Raw genomic sequence first — 16,181 nt, 5'->3', positions numbered from 1 at the left:
CTGGTGTGAAGGACGGTCGGCCCCACCCGGACACATGTCCTCGGGGGCTCCCTGCCGGCCGTCACCTCCGTACTGCGTCACACGAACCAATCAGGGATCTGTAGGGAGCATTCATGGGTTTCAAAGTCTCGGCCGACACCGGCGGAACATTCATCGACGTCGTTATCCAAGACGAGTCGTCGGCCCAGGTGATCGGCAAGTCGCTGACCACGCATGACCGGGTGTTCCGGGGGTTGTTGGACGCACTGGAAGCGGCTGCAGCCGAACTGGGTTCGACCGCAAAGCAGGTACTCGATGAGACCGACCTGTTTATCTACGGCACGACCCGGGCGACCAATGCGATCATCACCCGCAACATCGCCAAGACCGCGTTGCTGACCACCGAAGGATTCGAGGACGTGCTGCTCCTCAAGGAGGGCGGCAAACAAGACGGCTATGACTTCACCAAGCCTTACCCGAAGCCGTACATTCCGCGCCGATACACCTTCGGTGTACGCGAGCGGATCGACTCCGAAGGCACGGTGATCACAGCGCTCGATGAAGGGCAACTGCGCGGCATCGTCGAGGCCATCAGAGAAGGCGGCTTCGAAGCAGTCGCGGTGTCACTGTTGTGGTCGGTGGTCAATCCTGAACACGAACTGCTCGTCGAGAAGACGATCGCCGAGGTATGTCCTGATCTTCCGGTGACGTTGTCGCACCAGATCGCCCCGATCATTCGGGAGTACCGCCGTACCTCGGCCGCTGCGATCGACGCCTCCCTCAAACCGCTCATGCAGCAACACTTCCGGCAGCTCGAGCGCGATATTCGCGACTTCGGGTACGCCGGAACCATCCTGGTGTCGACGAGCATGGGCGGCGTCATGAACATCGACGAGGTCATCGAGTCGCCCATCAATACCGCTCGGAGTGGCCCGTCGATGGCGCCACTGGCCGGGCTGAACTACTCGCTGCAAGAAGGCCTGGGCGGCGACATGATCGTCTGCGACACCGGGGGAACGACGTTCGACGTCGGGATCTCGAGGGACGGCGCCGTCGTTCATTCCCGCGACACGTGGTTGGGCCCGGAGTGGGAAGGCGACCTCCTTGGCATCTCCTCGGTAGACATTCGCTCGATCGGTGCCGGAGGCGGTTCGATCGCCTGGATCGACGAGGGCGGGCTGCTGCGCGTCGGCCCGCAGTCGGCAGGCTCGGAGCCCGGCCCGGCCTGCTACGGGCGGGGCGGTACCGAGCCCACCTTGTCCGATGCGGCCTGCGTGCTCGGGTATTTCGATCCGGACTACTTCCTCGGCGGCCGCATGGAACTCGACGTACAGGCCGCTGAACGGGCGATCGCGAAGCTTGCCAACGCGTTCGGTCTCAGCATCCACGAAACCGCATGGGGCATCCTCTCCCTGGCGAGCGAGGCAATGGTCAAGGCCGTCCACGAGATCACCATTGCTCAGGGTCTCAACCCGCAAGACAGCACCCTGGTCGCTGGTGGCGGTGCGGCCGGTATCAACATCATGAAGATTGCCGCGGAACTGGGGTCGCGCCGGATGGTCCTGCCGAAGGTCGCCTCGGCCCTGTCGGCGTCGGGCATGCACTTCGCCGACATCGTCAAGGAGGAGTCCCAGGCACTCATCACCTCATCGGATGCGTTCGCGACCGAGGCGGTCGACGGGGTCCTGGACAGTCTGGAACTGCGGCTGCAGGATTTTGCGAGCCGGTTCGGAGGTCAGCACCCCGACTACGAGATCGAGTTCGGCGTCGAGGCACGCTACAAGTCGCAGGTGTGGGCGATCGACGCTCCGCTTCCCGGCAGCCGCGTAGGGGCCGACGGGGTGCGCGAGAAACTCTTCGCAGCCTTCCATGATCTGCACGAACGCATCTTCGCCGTGCGCGACCCCGAATCGGCCATCGAGTTCCTGAACTGGCGGGCCCGCGTGACTGTCAAGCTGCCCCGGGTGCACCGAGCCCACCCTGAGGCGGAATTCCGCACCGGGGAACCGACTTCGAGGCGCAGGTGCTACTTCGGGGACACCGGCGAGGTCGACACCGAGGTGTACAAGCCGGTCGACTTGCCGCCGGGCACGCGAGTCGAGGGGCCGGCCATCATCGAGGAGCCCACGACCACGCTGGTCGTCTTCCCCGGCATGTCGGCCACAGTGGCCGACTCCGGCAACTACTTGCTTTCCATCGGTACCGAGGAGACACGATGAGCCAGAACAGTTTCGACGGGGTCCGCACCGCCATCATCGCCAACAAGGTCGACGGCATCGTGCGGGAAATGACCAACACGCTGTTGCGGTCGGCTCGATCGGCTGTCATCAACAGTGCTCGGGATTTCTCGTGCGCGATCCTGACCGTGGACGACGAGTTGCTGACGGCCGCCGAGGGCATTCCGGTGCACGTATTCGGTGCCCAGCTACAGGCACAGGCACTGCGTATCGCGCATCCGGACATGCGTGAGGGTGACGCCTACCTCGACAACAACCCCTACATCGGCAACTCACACGCCGCCGACCACACCATTCTGGTACCCGTTTTCATCGACGGCGAGCACCTGTTCACCACGGTGACCAAGGCGCACCAGGCCGACACCGGAAACTCCCTGCCGACCACCTACCATGCGGCGGCCAAGGATGTGTATGAAGAGGGCGCCGTCATCTTCCCAACCGTCAAGGTGCAGTCCGACTATCAGAACGTCCACGACGTCATACGCATGTGTCGCACCAGAATTCGGGTACCGTCGCAGTGGTACGGTGACTTCCTGGCCGAGGTCGGAGCCGCTCGGGTGGCCGAACGTCGCCTCAAGGAACTGGTCGCAAAGTACGGCATCGACACCATCCGCCAGTTCGTCACCGACTGGCTCGATTACAGCGAGACGGTGATGGCCAAGGCGATCGAATCGCTGCCCGCGGCCACCCTGCGCAACGCGGGTCGGCATGACGCCTTCGAGCCGTATCTTCCTGACGGCCTGGACTTTCGGGTCCGCATCGACATCAAACCGGAACAGGGCCGTATCGACGTCGACTTGACCGAGAACGGGCCCAACGTCGATTGCGGACTGAACCTGACCGAGGCCACCACTCGAGCTGCGGTGTTCGGCGGCATCTTCAACGCGATACCGGCGCGGGTTCCCAAGAACTCCGGAGCGTTCCGTCGTATCGGCGTTGAGATGAACGAAGGCTCGGCAGTAGGTAAGCCGAAGTTCCCGCACAGCTGCTCGGTGGCCACCACCAACGTCACCGACCGACTGATCAACTGCGTGGGCGCAGCGTTCGCGGAACTCGGGGAACCGTACGGTGTGGCCGAGGGTGCTGTCGGCGTGGGTGCCGGCTACGCCGTGCTCTCCGGACGTGATCAACGCACCGACGAGCAGTTCGTCAACCAACTGTGCATCACCGCCAACGGCGGGCCCGGCAGCGCCTATGCCGATGGCTGGGTGACATACGGCGTGCCCTGCACGAGTGGCTTGATGTACCGGGACTCGGTGGAGATCGACGAGATCAAGATGCCGATCGTATATAAGCACCTGCGCCTGGTGCCCGATACCAGCGGCGCCGGAAAGTACCGCGGCGGGCCGTCGTTCGAATACGCCTACACCCCTAAGGACGAGCCGATCTCGCTCATCTACCCCTGCGACGGGCAGATCACGCCGTCAAAGGGTGTGGCCGGCGGCGCCGACGGGACACTGGCGGCCGCATGGCTCGAAGACACTGACGGCACCAGGCGCAAGCTGCCGAACACCGTGGCGATGGTGCTGGAGCCCGGCCAAACCGTGCACGGGTTCGACGCCTCGGGCGGCGGTTATGGCTCGCCGTTCGAGCGTGATCCTCGACTTGTACTGGAAGACGTCCTAGAAGGCTGGGAAACGGCCGAGCACGCCACGGCTACCTACGGCGTCGAATTCGTTGAAACACCAGGCGGTTTGGCTATCGACTCTGAAGCGACCGCGCTGCGGCGCGGCTGAACCTCTCAGCGCGACGACCGAAGTCCATCCGCCGCGCCGACCACCCCACCGATCCACGCAATCACCGCGGGCAGATCCACTGCGCGCATGACAAGGAAGAAGACGCCCATGAGCAACCCGACAGTGGCGGTCCTCGGTGCGGCCGGAGCCCAAGCCTCCGGGCTGTTACGTGGATTCGCACGCTGCACTGACCCGATGCGGCTCACGCTGTGCGACCGCGCATTTCGTGCTGACCAATGGGCCGAGGTCGGTGTTCACGAGGTGCAGCGCGTCGAGTTCGACCTGCTGGCAGAGCCTGACCGGTTGCGCGAGGTGCTCGGAGGTGCTGATCTGGTGGTCAACTTGACCGGCCCGTACTACACCCTTGGCCCGATCATCCTCGACGCGGCGATCGCCGCGGGCACCGATTACCTTGATATCTGCGATGATTCCGACGCCACCGAGCTGCTGCTGGCGCGCGACGATGCCGCCAAATCAGCCGGGGTGACCGCGCTCATCGGGATGGGCTCGGCGCCGGGCACTACTAATGTGCTGGTGCGGCTCGCGCTTGATGCGCTTCCCGACGGAGAGGCCGATGTGTCGATCGCATGGTGCGTCGACGCCAAAGACATGGTGGGTGCTGTGGTGCCGCACTTTGCGCACTCGTTCGCTACCGCGATCCCCGAACTCGGGGGCACCCCGAGCTGGGACGCCCTTGGTCCGGAACGGGTGAGTTTTCCCGACCCGGTCGGTGAGCAGGTCGTCGTCACACTCAGTCATCCCGAAGTCCTCACGCTGCCGCGGTTCACCCGAGTTACCAAGGCTCACAACAAGGGCGGCTTGATTCCCGAGGACTTCACTCATCTGGGCTGGGCCGTCTCCCGGCTGCCCGAGGGGCCGGACCGCACCGCGGCGATGCACGCCATCTTCGAGACCGCGCGTAAGGCGCACGGCGATCGCGAGCCGGTCGGGTCCGGACTCATCGTCGATGTGCGGGTGGGCAGCGAGGGCATCAGCTTCATGTCCGGCGACACGATGAGCCAGGACGACGCCACCGGCACACCTGCGGCAGCGGGCGCCCTGGTCGCGCTGCACGGCGGGGTGCCCGGCCCTGGCGCGGTGTCCCCGGAAGTGCTGCAGCCGAAGGACTTCTTTGCCGCACTGCGCAAGGTGTCCGCCGGTGGGGGAGGCATGACCGCGTACCGCACCCGTGACGGCGAGGTCGTTGAACACGTCCGGATCCGGGATCTGCTGGGCGCCGTTCCCGTACGCAGCTGAGCACCACAACTCTTCACTCATGACCGCCCGGCTCTGAAAGGGCCCACACCGAAAGGAACAATCATGGTCAACATCGACTGGGACCGCGTCAACAAGGGCGTGGCACGCGAAGGCGAGAAGATGATCTGGCGGCCCTACGGGATCCCCACCGTCTTGGATCTGGAGCATTCGGCCTACCACGACGTGCCGATCTCCACGCCGTGGGACATTCCGGAGAAGCTGGTCGTATCGGTGGCGATCACCGGAGCGTTCTTCCGCAAGAACCAGAACCCCAACCAGCCGATCGCCCCCGGCGAGATTCTCGAGTCGGCGCGCGAGGTCCATCAGGCCGGCGCGAGCACCGTCCACATCCACGTCCGCGATGACGACGGCTACAACGTGCTGTCGCCGGACCGGTTCCGCCAGGTCATCAGCCCGCTGCGCGAGGAGTTTCCCGAGATCGTCGTCGACGGCTGCCTTGTGCCCGCGTTGTCGGGCGAGTGGGAACTGATGAAGCAGGTCCTCAACGAAGGCGTGCTCGACGCGGCGCCGATCAATACCACCGCGACGTACATCGGGGATTCACTGTTCGTCAAGCCCGCCCCGATCATGATCGACAAGGTGCGGCTGATCAATGAGGCCGGCGCAAAGCCTGAAATCGCCGTCTACACCGATGCCGACGTCTCCAACGCCGACCGTTTCCTGATCAAGTCCGGACTCATCGACACCCCAGCGGTGTGGCTCATCCTGCCCGCGCTGCCCGGGTGCAGCCCGATGGAGAACCCGCGTCAGATGATCGAATGCCTCACTCGGACAGCCGCGGCGATCAAAGATGTCGACCCGGACGCCTTCATCATGGTCTGCGCGGCCGGGCGGGCGTCCACCCACGTCGCCGCGCTGGCTGCGCTGATGGGTCTGCACATCCGCGTCGGAATGGAAGACACCTACTTCCTGTGGCCGCACCGCGACGACAAGGTGCAGAGCAACCTGCAGGCGTTGCATATGGGCCAACTCATCTCACAGGTCACCGGCCGCCCGGTCGCCACCCCGGCCGAATACCGTGAGTTCCTCGGGCTGCCCGCAGCCAACGCGAAGGTCGGTGTCGCAGCAGGCGCGAATGGACAGACTGTCTGATGCGCGCGGTCTGTGCGACCAACTACGACGGGCCGACCGGGCTGCGAGTCATCGAGATCGACGCCCCGACGAGGGAAGACGACGAAGTCCTCGTCGAGGTGAAAGCGGTGGCGCCCGCATTTCCCGATCTGTTGATGTCTCGCGGTGAGTATCAGGTCAAGCCCGCACCACCGTTCAGCCCTGGATCGGACTTTACCGGGGTCGTGCTTGAGAGCCCGGTTGGATCCGAGTTCTCACCGGGCACGAGGGTGGCCGGCTGTCTGAGTTTCGGTGCTGCGGCCGAACAGGTTTCGGTGGGCGAGGATCGCTTGTACCCGCTGCCCGACGAGTTGGACTTCGTCCAAGGCGCGGCGATCCCGATGAACTACCTCACCGCGCACTTTGCGCTGGTAACCCGAGGTGGGCTGGCCAAAGGCGACTGGGTCATGGTGCTCGGGGCGTCCGGCGGGGTGGGCCTGGCCGCTATCCAGGTCGCCGCCGGCTTGGGTGCGCGGGTGATCGCCGTGGTCTCCAGCGACGAGAGGGCCAAAGTAGCGCTGGAAGCGGGCGCCCACCACGCGGTCCTGCGCGGTGATGTGCCGATCAAGGTGAGGGAACTGACCGGGGACCGGGGCGTGGATATCGTCGTGGACGTCGTCGGCGGCGACATGCGTAATGCGTTGCGAACCCTGGCCCCGCTCGGCCGCGTTTTGGCGGTCGGTTTTGCGTCGGGCGAAATTCCCACGGTGAAGGTCAACCGACTGTTGTTGACCAATACCGATATTCGCGGTGTTGAGTCGGACTACCTGTGGACCGCGGGGATCAGCCGGGTCGCCTGGGATGAGCTGATGGCACTTTACCGCGACGGATTCATCAAACCGGTTGTGCAGCAGACCGGCCCATTCGAGGAGTACGGCACCGCCCTGACGAAGCTCGATGAACGGCAGGTCGTGGGACGCGTCGTACTGACCCTCTGAGTCGGCATCGCCTTCGAAGACCGCGGCTGGGGGCAGCCCGGGTTTTGCCTGCCCCCAGCCGGACTCGAACCATGCAGGAGGATTCAGATGACGGCAGCCGAAGGGGTCACCATCGATATCGATGGACCCATACTCACGGTGACGCTGGACCGGCCGAAGGCCAACGCCATCGACGCTGCCACCAGCCGGGCCCTACATGCCGCGATATCGCGGCTCGACCACGACGACGACCTCCGCGTCGCAGTGCTCACCGCGGCCGGTGATCGGTTTTTCAGCGCAGGCTGGGATCTCAAGGCCGCCAACGATGGCGAGTCCGCCCATGCTGACCACGGAGCCGGTGGATTCGCCGGCATCACCGAATTGTTCGGACGCCGCAAGCCGATCATCGCTGCCGTGAACGGGTCCGCCTATGGTGGGGGTGTCGAGATGATGCTCGGTGCCGATCTGGTCGTTGCGTCCAACGCAGCGACGTTCTCGTTTCCCGAGGCACGTATCGGTGTCTTACCCGACGCCGGCGGTGTCATCCGGTTGGCTGCGCGGCTGCCGCGAGCATTGGCGCTGGAGCTGCTGTTGACGGGCCGCAGCTTCACTGCCCACGAAGCCCACGGGTGGGGATTGGTCAACCGGGTAGTACCCGCCGAGTTCGTCCTCGAATCTGCGATGGAGCTGGCCCGGAGCCTCTGCGAAGCGGCGCCTCTGTCGGTTGCAGCCACCCTGGAGATTGTCGAAGCGGCCCAAGGCTTGTCGGACGAAGATGCATTCACCGTCACCCGCCGAGATCTCGAGGTGGCACCTTTGGTGCCTGTCAGCGACGACGCCATCGAGGGGGCCAGGGCTTTCGCCGAGAAACGTGCGCCGCAATGGCGCGGACGCTGAGCTTTCCGCAACGTGATCACCACCCGCATACCAAGTACCGCTAGGAGCACGACGATGACAGAGTTCCTCGACAATCGCCCACTGCCGTTCCCGACACTGTCCGCCGCGCTGGATCACTGGGCAACCACGACGCCTGATGCCCTGGCACTGACCGCGTCGACGCGCGAGCTGACGTACTCCCAATTCGCGCAAGCGGTGTCGCATTGCGCAGGTTGGCTGGCCCAGCAAGGTGTTCAGCCAGGGGACCGCGTGGTCATCGTGGGGCACAACGAGATAGCGTGGGTCGTCCACTATATGGCGGTGCTTGCCCTCGGCGCGGTGATCGCTCCGGCCAACAACCGGTTGAACCCGTCGCAGTTTGCCGAGCAGGTGGCACTACTGGACGCGGTTCTGGTATTGGCTGACCACGCTCACGAGGACATCGTTGCGGAAGTGCCTGCGAGCAAGGTGCGCTCGCTCAGCGACGGCAACGTCGTCGACGCAGCCCCGTTGCCTGCGGCGCCGGACACCGAAGCGCCCGCGCTTATCAGCTTCACCTCGGGGACCACCGGAAAGCCGAAGGGCGCCACTCTGACTCAGCGGGCACTCGCCGAGGCTTCCTGGGCGTTTGTCAGGGTGCTGGGCACCGGTGGCACCGATTCCACACTCGTCGTGGTGCCGATGTTCCACAACACGGGTTTTGTCGACCAGTTCGGCCACATGCTGCTGCTCGGTGGCCGCACCGACCTCTTGCGGAAGTTCCACACCAAAGACGCTGTTGCCGCTCTGATTGCTCGGCCCGTCACCTATCTGGCCGCGGTGCCGAGCATCCATCGACTGATCATGCTCGCCGACGGGGCAGAGCAGGCGCTGGCCTCGGTGCGGGTCCTGCTGTACGGCGGCTCGCCTATGCCGGCCGCCTGGATCGATGAGCTCTTGGCGAAGTGGCCGAACATGCGATTGTGCCACGGCTATGGGATGACCGAGTATGGCTCAGCGGTGTCCTTTCTCCCGCCCCGGTACGCCGAAAGTCGCGGTGAATCAGTCGGTTTCGCGGTTCCCGGCACTGCGATCCGCATCGTCGGGCAAGACGATGGGCTCGACGTGGCCGCCGGTGAGGTCGGGGAGATGTGGGTCAAGGGCCCGACCATGATGGCGGGCTACTGGCGTCAACCGGATCTGACCGCGACGAAAATCCAGGATGGCTGGCTGCGCACGGGCGACCTGGCTCGCCTCGAGGATGGCTTCTACTACATCGAAGGCCGCGTTGACGACGTCATCAACCGCGGCGGTGAGAAGGTTCTTCCCGCCCATGTCGAGGGTCTCTTGGCCGCGATGGATTCAGTGGGCATCGGCTGCGTGTTCGGTGTCGCCGACCCTATCCTGCAGAACCGCATCTGGGCTGCGGTCGAGGAACGGCCCGGCCACGTCTTCGACGAGACCGCTGCGCGTGAGCGGCTCCGCGCGCAACTGCCCGATTACGCAGTGCCCGAACGAATCCGGGTACTCAACCCGCTCCCGCGCACGGCAAGCGGCAAGGTCGATCGGCGCGCGATTGCCGCCCAATTCAGTGCGGAGAAGGCTCACGGCGCCTCGGCCGCCCGGTAGCGGCCGCGGTGGTGTCATCTGTGTCATCTGTTGGATTTGAGTGCTTCCGGGTGGTGCGCGACGCGGCTGGAGACGACCCCGACCATTCTGCGCACGAGTGCTTCGTAGCGGTTGGCTACGGCAGGTATCGACAGCGGACCGTTGGAGTTGTACCAGGTCGTGACGTACTCGCACAGCGTGATGATCGCGAATGCCGTTGTGACATAGTCATCGACGTCGAACACACCTGCCTCGACACCCTCTCGGAGGATGGCGCGAACGTCGTCGAGGTAGTCGTTTTCGAGCTTCCGGACAGGGGCCAACCGGCTTTCCGGAATATCGCTGGCACGGCCTTTGAGCGCCATCGTCAGGTCGAAGGCCTGAGCGATCTCGGACTGTTGAAGCTGCCAAGTGACGTGTGCACGGACGAGTTGGCTCAGCTTGAACACAGGGTCGCTGTCGGTGATGGCTCCGCGGACGTAGTCCAGGAAATCGCGCATGGACTGCTCGATGACCGACCCGTACAGCTCCTCCTTCGACGGAAAGTACCAATACAGCGCCGGCGGGGAGATTCCGAGTTCATCAGCGACCGCCTTGAGGCTGGTCCCTGCGTATCCGTTGGCGAGGAACAGTTGCAGTGCGACCTGCATGACGCGTTCGCGTCCGACAGTTTCGCGTCCGGTCCGTGATTTTCGTTCACGTTTCGGCGCGCCGTTGCTCGCGCTATTCCTGGCCACTGCCATCTGTGGTCCTCACTATGCGGGTGACGAGCTCTCAACCGTGCTGAGCAGCCTGATCTCGGGGTACGGTGTGACAGGTTCTACTTAACGTTCGTAAGATTACCACCGTAGGGCACTAGCTGGTGTTTCATGACTTGAGAGTGTTCGCACCACAGTCCATACCGGTCCCGCGTAAGGTTGATCGGCAAGGTGCGGCAGATTCCCCCGAATCGTGCCTGGGCAAACGAGAGTTCGCCGGTCTGCGCCGGCGACGGAAGGACCGATGGATGCCAGAGGCGACAGCTGCGACGCCCGCAGGGCGCGTATCCGAGGCACGCGAACAATTGTCGCCACGTTTACGAGCCGCCGATCAGTTGCGCGCCTACGTCGAGCAGGCGGACTGGTCGCACATGACCTATCGACGGCAGCAGATCCTCGAAGCGTTCGTCGAGTTGGCATCGACGAACGGCTACCAGTCGGTGACGATGCGCGCCCTGGGGGACCGCGTCGGGGTGAAGGCTCCCAGCATTTACCGCCACTTCGCCGATGGACGGGACGAGATCGTGTTGGAGGCGTATCGGTGGCATTTCTATCGGTTCGCCTCGGCGATACTGGAAGCCGTCGATAAGACGACGGACGTCGATGAGTATTGGAACACCCTGATCGCAGTTCACCTGCGGCGGCAGCTGGAAAGTCCCGAGAACGATATGTGGGACATCCTGCTCGCCAGTGATCGCATCGGTGGATTCCTGCCGCGCGACATGCGCGACGAATCCCGGGAGTGGCTGCGCCTGTATGTGCAGATGCACGCCGCGGCCGCGCGCGAACTCGAGTACCCGTCATCAGATGTCGACAAGTTCGCCAAGGTGGTGGTGAAGATCTTGGACACGGCCAAGGAGTGGTGCAAGTGGGACGGCACCAAGCCTGGCCTGCAATTGTGCGTTGATCAGGCTGTCGCCATGTGCCGCGCGTTGTTGGTGCTCGACATTGATCCGCGCGACGTGCCGGGGACGGCGGGACGACGAAACGTCCGCAGGCTTCGCGGCTGACCCAGTTCCGCGACACCGCGGCCACTGGCGGGGCACGCGTCGTACATGCGCCTGACCGAGGCGCAGGGCAATTAGGTCAGCCGACGGTGTAGCCACCGTCGATGGCGTGATCGGCGCCCGTGGTATAGCGGGATTCGTCAGATGCGAGATATAGAGCGAGATAGGCGATCTCTCGGGGATCCCCGAACCTGCCCAGCGGTGTTGAGTCGACGCTGAGGCCCAGGTCGGCGATCATCGGAGTGTTGACTTCGCCGGGCAGGATCGCGTTGACACGTATGCCGTATGGGGCGACGTCCAAGGCCGCGGCTTTGGTCATCCCACGCACCGCCCATTTCGTGGCCGCGTAGCTGATGTGGTCGGCGAACCCGACGGAGCCGGCCGTAGACGAGATGTTGACGATGGAGCCGCCCCCCGCACGCTTCATTCCGGGAATCACTGCCTGCATGCCGAGGAATGTTCCGATCTGGTTGACATCAACCACTTTTCGGTAATCGGCCACAGTTGCTGTCTCCACCGAGTGCATGATCAGTATGCCTGCGTTGTTGATCAACACGTCGATGTCACCGAAGCGTGCGTTGGCTGTCTTGACCAGCGCTGCCCACTGTGCGGGATCGGTGACGTCGAGGTGCACAAACATCGCGTCGTCGCCGAGGCCATCGGCTAGCTGTTGTCCCGTGGAATCGGCGAGATCCGCGATGACGACCCGAGCGCCGTGTTCTGACAGCAACCGAGCGTGAGCAGCGCCCATTCCTTGTGCTGCCCCCGTGATGACGGCGACCTTGCCGTCGACGCGCTTGTTCATGTTGGTCATCTGAGTTCGACTGTCCTTCCGGTTCGGGCTGGGCAAATATTTAATGAACATTCGATCACTGCCCGCCATATCGACATGATGGCCATGGGATGGCGGTCTGCAGGTGGAGCGGCTTGGCGTAATAAACCGCGCTGTGACTGGCTGTTTCCCCGTATGGATGTTTATGCCGAGCTCCCTCACTGTGATATGGTACACATAAAGAAGCGTTAAGCTCATTCGGATGAGCGGCATAGTTGGCCGACAGGCCGAGTGAAGGTCGATCGTTACGCGTCATCCAGTTGGAAGGTGATCCGACCGTGCAGGCGGCAAGCGATGAAAAGTCCACTCTCTCAGAACGTCTCGTTGGAGGTGTCGTTATCAACGGCGGTCGCACGTTGCCGGCCGGCGATGGCAAGCTGAGCGCATACGATTACTTGCCGTGGGATGACCCGGACTTCGAACGGGACCCGTATCCTTGGTATGCGCGGGCGCAAGCCGAAGTGCCGGTATTGCATGATGACACAGGGTCTTTCGTCGTCTCGCGGTACGACGACATCATGGAATTCGGCAAGCATCCGGCCATGTCCGTCGAGCCGGGCTGGGATCTGGCCGGGCCCTGGTCGGTCGCCCGTGAAACCGTCATCGGACGCGACGTCCCTGATCACACCCGCTTGCGCCGCCAGACAAACAAGTGGTTCACACCCAAGATGGTCCGCGAGTGGGTTACCACGACCGTTGCTGTCACCAACGAAATCATCGACCAGATGCGGGGTGACACTCTCGACGGATGGCATGACCTGTCACTGCTCGCTACGCACCGCACGATGTGTCGCGTACTTCAGTTTCCCGACCACGATGCCGAAGGTGTCATGACCGAGATGGCGAGCACAATGCCGATGCTCTCGGCGTGCCCGCGACCCGGAACACTGCAGATGGCGGAGGTCGGATTCGCCAGACTCACCGAACGGGTCATTCCCTTGATCGAAGCCAAGCGCAAGACGCCCGGCGACGGTCTGGCGGATGCTCTGGTGGCTGCGCAAATGCGCGGCGATATGTCCGAAGACGAAATGCGGGCGACGATCTTGATGCTCTACAGCCTGGGGCACATGGACGTCGGCTACATCATCGCGGCAGGCCTGAGCATTCTTGCGCAGTTACCCGATGTCTACGACGCGTATCGAAACCGGCCGGAGGTTCGCGACGCCATTGTCAACGAGATCGTCCGCTACGATCCTCCAGAACTATCTTTCTATCGGGTGACCACTGAAGATCTCACCATTCGTGGCACCGACATTCCGGCTGGATCGACCATCCGATACCTACTGGCGGCGGCGAACCGCGATCCTGAGGTCTTCACCGATGCGCAACGCTTCGATTACCTGCGACCGGCGGAGCAAAGCCGCAATCTCTCTTTCGGGATGGGCGTGCACAGCTGTGTGGGGCAGGTCATTTCACGCGCAGAGGCCAAGGCTGTGTTCGAAGTGGTGGCGGCGCGATGCCGGCGTATCGCACTCGCGGAGCCTGTCGAGATGGACAACACCGACTTCTCAAGACATTTCACAAAGCTGAAGCTGCGGCTGGTGAGGTAGTCACACGATTGGGTACGTGCATGTTCTGCTCAAGCAGCCTCGCCGACCGTCATACTGACAAGCGTGACGCCAAGAAAAGTGCGGGGCACATCACGTAAGCAGGAATGGCTGACGCCGAAGCAGCAGCGCGCCTGGGTCGCCTACATGCGGGTGCAGCTGCGGATGAGCTACGAGATGAACCGCCAGTTGCAGGCCGAATCAGGTTTGTCGCTGGCCGATTACGACGTGCTCGTCGCGCTGAGTGGCGACCGCGACGAGGGCATGCGCATCAGTGACCTTGCCGCGCAGATCGGCTGGGAGCGCAGCCGGCTGTCACATCAATTGCGGCGCATGGAAGAACGTGGCTTGACCGAGCGGCGTACCGGCGCGACGGACGGCCGAACCACGAACGTCGTCCTTACGGCGAACGGGCGGCGGGCCATCGATGATGCGGCTCCCGGCCATGTGGACCTCGTACGCAGGCTGTTCTTCGACCCGCTGCCCGAGAACCTGCTCGCACCGTTCACCGCTGCGTTGGAGCACATCCACGTCAACCTCAATCACAACAGCTCTCTCCCGCCCGCGCCGCGCTAGTATTTAGGTGAATAATCACCTAAATATGGGAGTAGACCTATGAGTGACGTGATCACCGTCCTGATGGAGGCCAACCTGCTGGCCGTGTTCAATGAGCGCGACCCTCGGCGCCGCGCCGAGGCGATCGCGACGACCTACGCGGACGATGTGCGGTGGACCGACGACGAGGGTGTCGCCACAGGCCATGCCGAACTGAACGCCAAAGCAGCTGAGCTGCAGGAAAAGTTGCAGGGGCTGCACTTTGTCAAGGTCGGCATGGTTCGACAAACCCGCGGTCTGGGTTTCCTGGCCTGGGAGGTGCGCACCCCGGACGACACCACCGTGGCGTCCGGCTTCGACGTGGCCGAGATATCCGATGGCCGCATCCACCGACTGTGGACGGTGCTGAACTCGGCGGAATAGGTGATCTATCACGTAGGTTATACCGTCCGCAACGCCGAAACTCACAACCAGAACGGAGCTCGATCATGGGACAGCTAGACGGCAAGACGGCACTCGTCACAGGTGGAACCTCGGGCATCGGCCTCGCTACCGCGAGGCGGCTGGCCGAGGAGGGCGCCTACGTCTTCATCACCGGCCGGGACCGGACCCGCCTCGACGAGGCGGCTGCCTCGATCGGCGCCCACGGTGTGCAGAGCGATATCAGCAAGCCCGAAGAACTCGACGTCTTGGCCACCGAAATCGCCAAGCACGGCAAAGGGCTGGACGTCGTCTTTGCGAACGCGGGCGGCGGCGATTTCGCGACCCTCGCCGACGTGACGCTGAAGCACTACCGGGACAACTTCGACCGCAACGTGGCCGGCACCGTGTTCACGGTGCAGAAGACGTTGCCGCTGCTCAACGACGGCGCGTCGATCATCCTGGCCGGGTCGACCGCGGCAACCAAGGGCATGCCCGCGTTCGGCCTCTATGCGGCATCCAAGGCCGCAATCCGGTCTCTCGGCCGCACGTGGGCCGCAGAACTGGCCGACCGCAAGATCCGGGTCAACACCGTTATCCCGGGCCCAATCGAAACCCCGGGACTCACCGACTTGGCGCCTGCCGAGCAGAAGCAGGGATTGCTTGACGGGTTGACTGCTCAGGTGCCGATGAAGCGGCTCGGACACCCGGAGGAGATCGCTTCCGCGGTGCTGTTCCTGGCCTCCGACGAGAGCAGCTTCATGACCGGTGCGGAGCTGGCCGTCGACGGCGGGCAGATTCAGGTCTGACGTCAACGGCGGGACTATGCGCCAACATAGTTCGAGTGCGAGGATTTATGTCTGGATATAGGGCCGGTTCTGCTGCTGCTAGATAGAATCGCGTGATGACCAGCGTTGCCTGCCGCGCGCATCGTCGTGCCGGCGGGCGACGCGCCCCAAGTCGCGGGACTGTGACGATCGCCGGGCGAGGTCCATCGTGGCTGCGGATGTCTTGTTCGCTCTCGTGAGCCTTGCCGTCCTCGCCTACTTCAGGCGTGAGCGAGGAGCACACTCGGTCAATCTGTGGGTGTCTATGGTAGCTCCGGCGGTATCACTGGTGGCGATGAGCGTTCTACTGATCTTGGGAATCATGAACTTCTCGACGCTTACCGGCGGCTCCGGCGTCTACGCGGTGATCTTGCAGGCCGCGGTCTGGGGCAGTGGCCTCGTCGGGGTCGCCCTCGGCCTCTTCTATCGAGCGAAGCGGCCCGACATCTTTGTCCGCATCGGCCGTAGAGATGTCACGGAAACTCCGCTTTCACATTGATTCTGGCGCTCAGAAA

At 63.6% G+C, this 16,181-nt stretch carries 15 protein-coding genes; 13 read left to right on the top strand and 2 right to left on the bottom strand.

The features are described from left to right. The first annotated feature begins 113 nt into the window (after positions 1–113). The 7 genes from A5784_RS05450 to A5784_RS05420 all read left to right on the top strand — a co-directional run bounded on the left by A5784_RS05450 (position 114) and on the right by A5784_RS05420 (position 9,741). On the top strand, positions 114–2,198 hold the full coding sequence (locus tag A5784_RS05450; RefSeq protein ID WP_064943085.1) for a hydantoinase/oxoprolinase family protein: 2,085 nt from the start codon (positions 114–116) through the stop codon (positions 2,196–2,198). Then, positions 2,195–3,952 (top strand): hydantoinase B/oxoprolinase family protein, encoded by a 1,758-nt coding sequence (locus A5784_RS05445; RefSeq protein ID WP_064943083.1) that lies wholly within the window; start codon positions 2,195–2,197, stop codon positions 3,950–3,952. The genes A5784_RS05450 and A5784_RS05445 overlap by 4 nt, the downstream gene beginning before the upstream one ends. Before the next feature lie 108 nt (positions 3,953–4,060). Next, positions 4,061–5,209: a saccharopine dehydrogenase family protein gene (locus A5784_RS05440; RefSeq protein ID WP_064943081.1), complete on the top strand. Its 1,149-nt coding sequence runs from the start codon at positions 4,061–4,063 to the stop codon at positions 5,207–5,209. 63 nt (positions 5,210–5,272) lie between these two features. Beyond that, a complete protein-coding gene (locus A5784_RS05435; protein WP_064943079.1) occupies positions 5,273–6,322 on the top strand; it encodes a beta-keto acid cleavage family enzyme in 1,050 nt (349 codons plus the stop codon). Then, complete coding sequence (locus A5784_RS05430; RefSeq protein WP_064943077.1) at positions 6,322–7,278, top strand: NADPH:quinone oxidoreductase family protein; 957 nt, start codon at positions 6,322–6,324, stop codon at positions 7,276–7,278. Before A5784_RS05435 ends, A5784_RS05430 begins: the two co-directional genes overlap by 1 nt. Positions 7,279–7,365: 87 nt before the next feature. After that, positions 7,366–8,154, top strand: coding sequence for an enoyl-CoA hydratase-related protein (locus A5784_RS05425; protein WP_064943075.1), 789 nt, complete (start codon positions 7,366–7,368; stop codon positions 8,152–8,154). 54 nt (positions 8,155–8,208) lie between these two features. Further along, complete coding sequence (locus tag A5784_RS05420; protein ID WP_064943073.1) at positions 8,209–9,741, top strand: class I adenylate-forming enzyme family protein; 1,533 nt, start codon at positions 8,209–8,211, stop codon at positions 9,739–9,741. A 23-nt stretch (positions 9,742–9,764) separates the two neighbouring features. On the opposite strand, the gene A5784_RS05415 is transcribed toward A5784_RS05420, so the two are convergent. Continuing rightward, on the bottom strand, positions 9,765–10,370 hold the full coding sequence (locus A5784_RS05415; protein ID WP_064943071.1) for a TetR/AcrR family transcriptional regulator: 606 nt from the start codon (positions 10,368–10,370) through the stop codon (positions 9,765–9,767). 356 nt (positions 10,371–10,726) lie between these two features. Here A5784_RS05415 and A5784_RS05410 point away from each other — a divergent pair, with 356 nt between their 5' ends. After that, positions 10,727–11,488, top strand: coding sequence for a TetR/AcrR family transcriptional regulator (locus tag A5784_RS05410; protein WP_082944670.1), 762 nt, complete (start codon positions 10,727–10,729; stop codon positions 11,486–11,488). A gap of 76 nt (positions 11,489–11,564) precedes the next feature. Here the strand turns inward: A5784_RS05410 and A5784_RS05405 are convergent, their stop codons facing one another. Continuing rightward, positions 11,565–12,290 carry a glucose 1-dehydrogenase gene (locus A5784_RS05405; RefSeq protein ID WP_064943164.1) on the bottom strand — a complete coding sequence of 242 codons (726 nt, stop codon included), beginning with the start codon at positions 12,288–12,290 and terminating at the stop codon, positions 11,565–11,567. Positions 12,291–12,532: 242 nt separating this feature from the next. Between A5784_RS05405 and A5784_RS05400 the strand changes: the two genes are divergently transcribed. From A5784_RS05400 to A5784_RS38160, 5 genes are all read left to right on the top strand, one after another. Next, a complete protein-coding gene (locus tag A5784_RS05400) occupies positions 12,533–13,867 on the top strand; it encodes a cytochrome P450 (protein ID WP_156750393.1) in 1,335 nt (444 codons plus the stop codon). A 144-nt stretch (positions 13,868–14,011) separates the two neighbouring features. Then, positions 14,012–14,440: a MarR family winged helix-turn-helix transcriptional regulator gene (locus A5784_RS05395; protein WP_082944680.1), complete on the top strand. Its 429-nt coding sequence runs from the start codon at positions 14,012–14,014 to the stop codon at positions 14,438–14,440. A 39-nt stretch (positions 14,441–14,479) separates the two neighbouring features. Further along, positions 14,480–14,842 (top strand): nuclear transport factor 2 family protein, encoded by a 363-nt coding sequence (locus A5784_RS05390; protein WP_064943064.1) that lies wholly within the window; start codon positions 14,480–14,482, stop codon positions 14,840–14,842. 65 nt (positions 14,843–14,907) lie between these two features. Further along, entirely contained in the window at positions 14,908–15,648 is a 741-nt protein-coding gene (locus A5784_RS05385) for an SDR family NAD(P)-dependent oxidoreductase (RefSeq protein ID WP_064943062.1), read from the top strand. 313 nt (positions 15,649–15,961) lie between these two features. Further along, complete coding sequence (locus A5784_RS38160) at positions 15,962–16,165, top strand: hypothetical protein (RefSeq protein ID WP_156750392.1); 204 nt, start codon at positions 15,962–15,964, stop codon at positions 16,163–16,165. Positions 16,166–16,181: the final 16 nt, after the last annotated feature.

Source organism: Mycobacterium sp. 852013-50091_SCH5140682 (assembly GCF_001665685.1).
Classification (GTDB): domain Bacteria; phylum Actinomycetota; class Actinomycetes; order Mycobacteriales; family Mycobacteriaceae; genus Mycobacterium.
This window is presented reverse-complemented; position numbering and strand designations above follow the sequence as displayed.

Bases quoted from the DNA above. Each gene is read 5' to 3' on its own strand.
- A5784_RS38160 (WP_156750392.1), top strand. From the start codon at position 15,962: ATGAGCGTTCTACTGATCTTGGGAATCATGAACTTCTCGACGCTTACC.
- A5784_RS05435 (WP_064943079.1), top strand. From the start codon at position 5,273: ATGGTCAACATCGACTGGGACCGCGTCAACAAGGGCGTGGCACGCGAA.
- A5784_RS05405 (WP_064943164.1), bottom strand. From the start codon at position 12,290: ATGAACAAGCGCGTCGACGGCAAGGTCGCCGTCATCACGGGGGCAGCA.
- A5784_RS05445 (WP_064943083.1), top strand. From the start codon at position 2,195: ATGAGCCAGAACAGTTTCGACGGGGTCCGCACCGCCATCATCGCCAAC.
- A5784_RS05415 (WP_064943071.1), bottom strand. From the start codon at position 10,370: ATGCAGGTCGCACTGCAACTGTTCCTCGCCAACGGATACGCAGGGACC.
- A5784_RS05395 (WP_082944680.1), top strand. From the start codon at position 14,012: ATGCGGGTGCAGCTGCGGATGAGCTACGAGATGAACCGCCAGTTGCAG.
- A5784_RS05385 (WP_064943062.1), top strand. From the start codon at position 14,908: ATGGGACAGCTAGACGGCAAGACGGCACTCGTCACAGGTGGAACCTCG.
- A5784_RS05420 (WP_064943073.1), top strand. From the start codon at position 8,209: ATGACAGAGTTCCTCGACAATCGCCCACTGCCGTTCCCGACACTGTCC.
- A5784_RS05425 (WP_064943075.1), top strand. From the start codon at position 7,366: ATGACGGCAGCCGAAGGGGTCACCATCGATATCGATGGACCCATACTC.
- A5784_RS05410 (WP_082944670.1), top strand. From the start codon at position 10,727: ATGCCAGAGGCGACAGCTGCGACGCCCGCAGGGCGCGTATCCGAGGCA.
- A5784_RS05440 (WP_064943081.1), top strand. From the start codon at position 4,061: ATGAGCAACCCGACAGTGGCGGTCCTCGGTGCGGCCGGAGCCCAAGCC.
- A5784_RS05430 (WP_064943077.1), top strand. From the start codon at position 6,322: ATGCGCGCGGTCTGTGCGACCAACTACGACGGGCCGACCGGGCTGCGA.
- A5784_RS05390 (WP_064943064.1), top strand. From the start codon at position 14,480: ATGAGTGACGTGATCACCGTCCTGATGGAGGCCAACCTGCTGGCCGTG.
- A5784_RS05450 (WP_064943085.1), top strand. From the start codon at position 114: ATGGGTTTCAAAGTCTCGGCCGACACCGGCGGAACATTCATCGACGTC.